1 protein-coding gene and 3 tRNA genes are annotated in these 1553 nt (G+C 57.8%); all 4 read right to left on the reverse strand.

Annotated elements, in window-relative coordinates; genetic code table 11:
• The coding region (locus tag F3J10_RS35590) for a GTP-binding protein (protein WP_240155810.1) at window positions 1–220 on the reverse strand (220 nt) is incomplete at its 3' end.
• Window positions 221–282: 62 nt separating this feature from the next.
• A tRNA-Thr gene (locus F3J10_RS35595) sits at window positions 283–357 on the reverse strand.
• Window positions 358–383: 26 nt separating this feature from the next.
• Window positions 384–457 (reverse strand) — tRNA-Gly (locus F3J10_RS35600).
• Window positions 458–495: 38 nt separating this feature from the next.
• A tRNA-Tyr gene (locus tag F3J10_RS35605) sits at window positions 496–581 on the reverse strand.
• Between the last annotated feature and the right edge of the window lie 972 nt (window positions 582–1553).

Below are 1553 nucleotides of genomic sequence, written 5' to 3' on the forward strand. Positions count from 1 at the left end.
TCGCCGTTTCGTACTCGATGTGCGCGGTGTTGATCGTGATGCCACGTGCCTTTTCTTCCGGCGCCGCGTCGATTTCGTCGTACTTCTTCGCTTCGCCGCCGAACTTCGCCGACAGAACCGTTGCGATGGCTGCCGTCAGCGTCGTCTTGCCGTGGTCAACGTGACCGATCGTACCGACGTTGACGTGCGGCTTGGTCCGCTCAAATTTTTCCTTGGCCATTTTCAACTCCCTTAAGGAATTTCACATGTTGCGCCGCGCGCAAACAGACACTGACAACTTGATGGTGCCCATGGGCAGGATCGAACTGCCGACCTCTCCCTTACCAAGGGAGTGCTCTACCACTGAGCCACATGGGCGAAACAAGTACTTACTACATGGAACGTGGAGCGGGTGAAGGGAATCGAACCCTCGTCGTAAGCTTGGAAGGCTTCTGCTCTACCATTGAGCTACACCCGCGCGGGCCACTTTACGATCCCTTACCGCTCTGCATGTCTTGGTGGAGGAGGTTGGATTCGAACCAACGTAGGCGTAAGCCAACAGATTTACAGTCTGCCCCCTTTAGCCACTCGGGCACCCCTCCGTAGAGAACTGACGATTATGGTGGTACGCAGACCTCGTGTCAAGCACCCTCGGAGATTTTTTATCGCCCCGCTGATACCGCCGTGTCGGCATGCCATGTCGATCGCCTCCCTCGGTGCGCCGTCCATCAATGCCCTGTAAAAGCATCGCGTCGCGCCGAATTCGATGACCGCAGCGGAAACTGCTCCCGCCCAGACTGTCGCTCCGATTTCCGTGAAAGCTCCCCGGAAAAACGGAAGACGCAAATCATAAGGGGTCGCGACGATTAAGCCAAGGGCTAAAGCACGTTTTCTGAAAATTTTTTGATGTTTCGTGCTTTGGGGCGTGGTCGACCGAATGCTGCGGGCCCCGGAGAAGCAGCCGGTTGTGCCTGGTGCAAAGGTGAGCACGGCCATCCAGTCGTGCTTGCGATGTTCCGTGCAGTTCCTCGACGCCCTCCAGCGCCAAGACGCTACTTCGCTTCGGGCAGTCGGCATTGAGCCATGCGGCAGATGAAGGCTCGCGGATCAGCTCGTCGGAACGTCTCATCCAGCTCCCGTTCGCCGTGACGGTTGCTCTGCCTCCAACTTGCCCGCCACGCCGCCGAAACACTTGAGCGCTCTCCCACGTCATCCTCGGCCTGCGACAGCTGCAGAAGCGGCATACGCGCCCTCTACGAGCCAAGGCAAGGCAAGGCATGACGAACACGATCGATTCGACGAGAGATAGCGACTCGAGCTTGTTTGCATTGCGCCGCAACCGCCTTGAGGCCACTGGAGCGGGATCAGCAGTCGATCGATCCACCGGCTTGAATTTCACCAGGTTGCCGGCTCACCTGAGGTGCGCTGATTGGATTAGTTTTCTTGCGCTGGAAAGACAAAACCCCCGCTGCCTAGGGCAACGGGGGTTGTCATGAGGGAAGCCTGACGATTACCTACTTTCACACGGGCAATCCGCACTATCATCGGCGTGGAGTCGTTTCACGGTCCTGTTC

It is taken from the genome of Burkholderia sp. Cy-637, from assembly GCF_011753175.1.
Lineage (GTDB): Bacteria > Pseudomonadota > Gammaproteobacteria > Burkholderiales > Burkholderiaceae > Burkholderia > Burkholderia gladioli.